The organism is Mycobacterium sp. (assembly GCF_047975165.1).
GTDB lineage: Bacteria > Actinomycetota > Actinomycetes > Mycobacteriales > Mycobacteriaceae > Mycobacterium.
Genome location: NZ_JBKECZ010000162.1, coordinates 1 through 6,823, shown reverse-complemented (window position 1 = coordinate 6,823; position 6,823 = coordinate 1). Strand labels below are relative to the sequence as shown.

Genomic DNA, 6,823 nt, shown 5'->3' with positions numbered 1-6,823 from the left:
GGGGCCGGGGGCCGGGGGCTGGGGGCCGGGGGCCGGGGGCCAGGCGTCGGCGCCCGGGGGTCCGCACCACGGTGAGACCCCACGGTTGGCGGAGCCGAACAGCAGATGGTCCAGGCGGGAAGAACGTCGTGCGCAGCGCAGAAATGAAGGCCCAGATCACAGGTGAGATCAGGGCGCTCACGGGCCTTCGTATCGTCGCCGCGCTGTGGGTGGTGCTGTTCCACTACCGGCCGATGCTGGCCGACTTGTCACCCGAACTCAGCGATACGCTCGCTCCGGTGCTCGACAGCGGCGCCCAGGGTGTGGATCTGTTCTTCATTCTCAGCGGATTCGTGCTGACCTGGAACTATCTGGACCGGATGGGGCTGGTGTGGTCGGCGCGGGACACCCTGCATTTTCTGTGGTTGCGGTTGGCCAGGGTCTGGCCGGTATATCTGGTGACGCTGCACCTGGCCGCGGTGATAGTGATCTTGAGCCTGCACGTCGGTCACGTGCCGCTGCCGGAGGTACGGGACCTCACCGCGGTCAGCTATGTGCGACAGGTTCTGCTGGTGCAGCTGTGGTATCAGCCCTTCTTCGACGAATCGAGTTGGAACGGGCCGGCCTGGTCGATCAGCGCGGAGTGGCTGGCGTATCTGCTGTTCGCACTGATCGTGGTGGTGATCCTGCGGATGGAACGCGCGACACGGGCCCGCAGCCTGATGCTGCTGGCCTTCCTTGCGTCGCTGCCACCGATACTGCTGTTGCTGGCCAGCGGCCAGTTCTATACGCCGTGGAGTTGGCTGCCGCGAATCGTCACGCAATTCGTCGCGGGTGCGCTGGCCTGCGCGGCGGTGCGGCGGCTGCGGCTGAGCCGGCTCGTCCGCCAGGTCGCCGGCTACCTGGGGCTGCTGCTGATGGCGGCAATGGTGGGGGCCTTCTACTGGTTGGATGCGCATCCGATCGGCGGCGTCGTCGACAGCGGAGGGGTGGTGGACGTCTTGTTCGTTCCGCTGGTGATCCTCCTGGCGGTCGGCTTGAGCGGCCTGCCGTGGATCCTGTCCACCCGATTGATGGTGTATGGCGGCGAGATTTCGTTTTCGCTGTACATGGTGCACGAACTGGTGCACACCGTCTGGGGATGGTCGGTGGCGCAGTTCGAACTGACTCCGCAGGACACCCCGTGGAAGTGGAATGTCGTCGCCCTGATCGTGATCGCGCTGGCCCTGTCCAGCCTGATGTACCACCTCGTCGAGGAGCCGGCCCGGCATTGGATGCGCCGGATGGCCGGTGCCCGGGCGGTGCCGGCCGGCCATCGGCCCGACGACTCGCCGAGCACCGGGATTCATCCCATAGATGCTGCGGGGGAAGAGCTTTCGCGTGGTTCGGCAGCGAGTTGACGGCAGGCGGGGCGCTTGTGCCCTTAGGATTCAGTGGTCGCACATCGGCTCAAGCGTTCTGGAGGTGGCGGTGAGTCGTCTGGCCGCGGTGATCATCGGCCTTGCCCTGGCGGTCGGCGTGGCGGTGCAGGGCCCGACAGTGCCTGGCACCGCCGGGCGCTACCGGTTACTGGGTTCGGATCCGCGGGTGAGCCAGATCGCGGTGATCGGCGATTCGTACACGACCGGCACCAACGAGGGCGGCCTGGGCCCGAATTCGTGGACCGAGCGGGCGTGGCAGTTGCTGTTGCAGCGCGGGATGCGGATCGACGCGGACGTGGCGGCGGAGGCCGGCGCCGGTTACGGCATGCCCGGCGACCACGGCGGCATCTTCGCCGACCTAACCGCCCAAGCGGCCAGGTCGGACGATGTCCTGGTTTTGTTCTTCGGGTCCCGCAACGACGAGGGGGTGGATCCGGGAACGCTCTCCGATCGCGTGGGCATCGCCTTTGGACTGGCGCGGGACCTGGCGCCCTCGGCGAGATTCCTGGTGATCGGTCCGCCGTGGCCGACTGCCGACGTTCCGGCGGACGTGTTGCAGATCCGGGACCTGCTGCGTCTGCGGGCCGGCGTCGTCGGCGCGACATTCGTCGATCCGATCGAACTCGGCTGGTTCGCCGACCGGCCCGATCTGATCGGCGCCGACGGCGTGCACCCCAACGACGCCGGGCACGCCTATATGGCAGATAAGATCGCCGGGCTGATTGAAGACCAATTGTCCTGAAGAGCCACCTGAAGGACCGGGACCGGGCCTCAGCGGCCGAAACGGTAGCGGGACGAATCCCCTCAGCGCTTCAGTCCTCTGCGTGCCGTTCGTAATCCCAGCGTTCGAGTCGCGCTTGCATCTGCACCAGCCCCGCCCCGATGGCTGGTGCGACTACCGTCAAAAACACCCACGATATTGGGCTCATTACAAACCTCCCGACCCCTTCCATTGGTAGCACAACCGGCGCGAATCCACTGGTAGTTGACGAACTTTCCGAAAATTAGTCCCAAGAATCAGCCCGCTGCCAGGATGCGATCGGTCAACGCATCGACGACTGGCGCCAGCAGGTGCGAATACTCGGTCGTGATGTGGTTGTCGTCGCGGAAAACCAGGGTGTTGCCGACGATCACCGGGCAATCGTCCGCGATGCAGAACAGATCGGTCAGATCTACGTAGGTCCCGCCGGCGGTGTGTGTCGCGCGCTGCTCGGCGGCGATACCGTCGGCATCGAGGGCCACCGATCGCTTCGGCGCACAGGCGCCCGGGGCGTTGCGGTGCGCCGACAGGCACGTCGGTACCGACGATTGCGGGTCGGCGACCGGCCCCAGGACCAGAACGTCGGACCCCATGGCGCGCAACGTTTTCACCACCAGGGCCAATTTCTCGATCCACGCGTGGTCGTAGGAGGAGAAACCGAAGCCCGAGCGGTAGCGGCGGCTCATGCCGAGCACCACCAGGGGCGGGTGTTCGTCGGCCACGCGGCCCATGATCTCGCCGCGCCATTTCTCACACTCGGTGTACCTGCGGCCCAGATAGGGGCTGCGGGTCGGTATATCGAGGAACGGGCAGGTGACCTTGGTCATCGTTTCCAAACGCCAGTGCCGTTGCTTGGCCACCTGACGCAGAGCGGGCTCCCACATCGCCGCGTGCGAATCGCCGATCAGGGCGACCGTCGTGGAAGAGGCGGTGTCGCCCCCGGCGCATTCGTCCTGGCCAACCTCGCGCCAGGAGCGCAGGCAGCCGTTGACGAACACCGCCGGTTTGTCGACGGGCACCACCGACAGCGGCGGATACAGGTTCGAAGGCACGGCGCGCAAGCCGGCGGACGTGGCAACCAGCTGGCGGACCTTCGCAAACGCATGGTGTACCGCGGCTTCCCGGGCTGCGGCGTCGGGCGGCATCGGATCTGTGCGAGCCTGCGGGGCGGGGCTCCCGAGGCCCATCGGGACGGGCACGGCCGTCAGCAACGCCGCACACGCGCAGACCGCGGCCGCGCTGGCGGCCCCGGCAACCGCCAGGCTGTTCTTCACCGAACGTCGCAGGGCGGCCGCGAAGCGACCAGGGTTCTCCACCGCGTGCATGGTGATAACGGCGAGCCCGGCCGACACGGTGGTCGCGGCCAGCCGGCCCGGTAGTCCGCCCGGATCACCGAGCAACCGGGGCAGCAGCAGCACAACCGGCCACTGCCACAGGTACCACGAATACGACATCCGGCCGATCGCGCGCATCGGCGGAGGGCACAACAGCCGGCCGACCCCCATACCGCCGGTGACACTGCCGGCGCCGATGATCATCACGGCGCCCAGCACGGGGAGCAGCGCCGAGGTGCCCGGGTAGGGAGTATGCGGAACCAGTTGGGTGCCGGTGAGCAGGATCAACGTCAGCCCTGCCCAGCCGGCCACCGCGGCCGGCAGCAGGGGCAGCCGCTTCCACTGGTCGATGGTCAGGGCCACCAAACCGCCCGCCGCCAGCTCCCAGGCGCGGGTCGGCAGCGAGAAGAATGCCCAGGACGGCGAAACCTGTGTCCAGATGACCGCCGCTGCCAGCGAGGATGCCCCGACGGTCGCCAGGGCCACCGCGTAGGGGACCGTGCCGGAGACCATCTGGCGGCGCAGCCGTCCGAGCAACCACACCGTCCCGATGATCAGCGCCGGCCACACCAGATAGAACTGCTCTTCGACGCCGAGCGCCCAATAGTGCTGAAACGGCGACGGCGGCCGGTCTGAAGTCAGGTAGTCGGCCCCCTGGGCGGCGAACCGATAGTTGCCGACATACAGCATGCTCGCGATACCGTCGACGAAGGCGCGGCGTGCCTGCAAGGGCGGCAGCACGACCGCTGTGGCAATAGCGGTGAAGACGGCGACGGTGGCCGCCGCCGGCAGCAGGCGGCGGGCGCGGCCGGCGTAGAAGCGGCCCAGTGCGATGGTCCTGGTGGTTGCGGCTTCGCGCCAGAGCTGACCGGTGATGAGGAAGCCGGAGATGACGAAGAAGATGTCGACGCCGATATAGCCGCCTGCCATCCCGGGAATTCGCGCGTAGAAGGCCACGACGGCGATGACCGCCACCGCGCGCAATCCTTCGACGTCGGGGCGGAACGGTGTCTTGATCGGCCGCTCCGCCGTGCGGGGCAGCCGGGTGGTATCCGCTTCGGTCACGTCTTAGGTCGCCATCCAGGTCAGTTCGCCCGGAAGCTGCGCCCGCCAGTAGTCCACGTCGTGGCCGCCGGGGGAGAAGCTGCCGGCCGGTTTGCGCTTCAGCTGGCTGACGAATTCGCTGCTGGCGAAAAAGAAGCGGTCGCCGATGCCGCAGTCGACGCGAATCGGGATCGAGTTCAGTGTGGGCAAGCCGAACACGGAGTTGCTTCTCCAGTCTTGGGCGCTGTCGAACGCACCGGGTGCGGCGCCGATGTAGGTCATGTACAGCGCCGGGCTGATCGCGCAGATCCCCGCGGTGCGGGCCGGGCCCAGCCGGGATCCCAGCAGCAGTGCCCCGTAGCCGCCCATCGACCAGCCCAGGAACCCCACCTTCGAGGTGTCCAGGCCCATCGTGGTGAGCATCGGCAGCAGTTCGTCGAGCACCATCGCGCCGGAATCCGTGCCGTCGGTTCGGCGATGCCAATAGGAGTTCGCGCCGCCGTCGACACCGACGACGGCGAACGGCGGCTTGCCGTCGGCGACGAGTTGAGCCAGGGCGTCCTCCACGCCGCACTCCAGCATCATGTTCGCGTTGCCGTCCTTGCCGTGCAGCGCGATCACCGGGCGCAGCATCTTGGTCTGCCCCGGCGGCATCGCGATCACCCAATTCGTCTCGACGCCGCCGCGGGCCGCCGAGACGAATGAACCGGTGAGCGTGGTCGGCAGCGTCTTGCCGGCCTCGGGTGGGTCGAAAGGAGCCGGTCCCGTGGGCGCGGCCATCGGCTTGAGCGGGTCGGCAAGGGCGTTGAGCGCCCACATGCCGGCCGCACCGGCACCGGCGCCCATGCGCAGCATCGCGCGCCGCGACAATTCGACCACGAGTGCCAATGATGCCGCGCCCGAGGGGATTTTCCGGTCATGCCACGCCGTGTCGCCGGTGATTCGTGACACGGACTTGATATGGGGGCCGCTGATCATGCGGGTGGCCGGCCGCGGCTGGTACCGGCTAACTTGAGTGGGGTATCGGCTGTTGAGCAATGCCCGTGACAAATGCCCGTGATCACTACCAGCGGGATTCTCCGAGACGGAGGCAGGAGCCATCGAAAACGGGTCTGGACTGCGCCCGGGTCTGACGCAGCGCCAGCTCAACATGATCGCCATCGGGGGTGTCATCGGGGCCGGGCTGTTCGTCGGATCCGGTGTGGTCATCCTCGCCACCGGGCCGGCGGCGTTCCTGACCTATGCGCTGTGCGGTGTGGTCATCGTGCTGGTCATGCGGATGCTGGCCGAGATGGCCGCCACCAATCCGAGCACCGGGTCGTTCGCCGACTTCGCCGCCGACGCGCTGGGCGAGTGGGCGGGATTCTCGGTGGGCTGGCTGTACTGGTACTTCTGGGTGATCATCGTGGGCTTCGAGGCGGTGGCCGGGGCGAAGGTGCTCACCTACTGGGTACACGCACCGCTGTGGCTGCTCTCGCTGGTTCTGATGGTGCTGATGACGGCGACGAACCTGGCATCGGTGTCCTCGTTCGGCGAGTTCGAATTCTGGTTCGCCGGGATCAAGGTGGCCGCCATTGTGGTCTTCCTCGCGGTCGGGCTGCTGTATGCCCTGGGGCTGCTGCCCGGACACGGCCTGGATTTTTCCAATCTGGTCTCGCACGGGGGATTCCTGCCGATGGGCGCCGGGGCCGTATTCGCCGCCGTGGTGGCCGCGATCTTCTCGATGACCGGAACCGAGGTCGTCACCATCGCCGCCGCCGAGACGCCGAATCCGCAGGAAGCGGTGCAACGCGCGATGAGCACGGTGGTCGCGCGGATCGCGGTCTTCTTCGTCGGCTCGGTCTTCCTGCTGGTCGTGGTCCAGCCCTGGGACTCCCTGGAACCCGGGGAGTCCCCCTACGTGGCGGCGCTGGCGCAGATGGGAATTCCCGGCGCGGACCAGATCATGAACGCGGTGGTGGTCACCGCGGTGTTGTCGTGTCTGAACTCGGGGTTGTACACGTCGTCGCGCATGCTGTTCGTCCTGGCCGAACGGGGGGAGGCGCCGAGCCGGCTGGCCACCGTCAGCGGCCGCGGGGTCCCGCATCTGGCCATCCTGGCATCGTCGCTGGTGGGTTTTCTGTGCGTGGTGATGGCCTGGGTGGCTCCGGACACCGTCTTCATCATCCTGCTCAACTCCTCGGGTGCCATCATCCTGTTCGTCTACCTGCTGATCTCGGTCTCCCAGATCGTGTTGCGCAGCCGGACGCCTGCCGAGCAGCTGCGGGTCAGGATGTGGTGCTTCC

5 protein-coding genes are annotated in these 6,823 nt (G+C 67.4%); 3 read left to right on the top strand and 2 right to left on the bottom strand.

The window, feature by feature from the left end; translation table 11 throughout:
* The first annotated feature begins 143 nt into the window (after window positions 1-143).
* Together ACK5M9_RS15280 and ACK5M9_RS15275 are read left to right on the top strand one after the other, a co-directional pair.
* The gene (locus ACK5M9_RS15280) at window positions 144-1,379 is read left to right on the top strand and encodes an acyltransferase family protein (protein ID WP_416893999.1); all 1,236 of its coding nucleotides are present in this window, start codon (window positions 144-146) and stop codon (window positions 1,377-1,379) included.
* A 70-nt stretch (window positions 1,380-1,449) separates the two neighbouring features.
* The gene (locus ACK5M9_RS15275) at window positions 1,450-2,142 is read left to right on the top strand and encodes an Rv0518 family GDSL lipase (protein WP_416893998.1); all 693 of its coding nucleotides are present in this window, start codon (window positions 1,450-1,452) and stop codon (window positions 2,140-2,142) included.
* A 275-nt stretch (window positions 2,143-2,417) separates the two neighbouring features.
* Here the strand turns inward: ACK5M9_RS15275 and ACK5M9_RS15270 are convergent, their stop codons facing one another.
* Both ACK5M9_RS15270 and ACK5M9_RS15265 read right to left on the bottom strand, forming a co-directional pair.
* Window positions 2,418-4,559, bottom strand: a complete 2,142-nt coding sequence (locus ACK5M9_RS15270; RefSeq protein WP_416893996.1) for an acyltransferase family protein — start codon at window positions 4,557-4,559, stop codon at window positions 2,418-2,420.
* 3 nt (window positions 4,560-4,562) lie between these two features.
* Complete coding sequence (locus ACK5M9_RS15265; RefSeq protein ID WP_416893997.1) at window positions 4,563-5,393, bottom strand: alpha/beta hydrolase; 831 nt, start codon at window positions 5,391-5,393, stop codon at window positions 4,563-4,565.
* 295 nt (window positions 5,394-5,688) lie between these two features.
* On the opposite strand from ACK5M9_RS15265, the gene ACK5M9_RS15260 reads away from it, so the two are divergent.
* A partial coding sequence (locus ACK5M9_RS15260; RefSeq protein ID WP_416893995.1) for an amino acid permease occupies window positions 5,689-6,823 on the top strand: 1,135 nt, incomplete at its 3' end.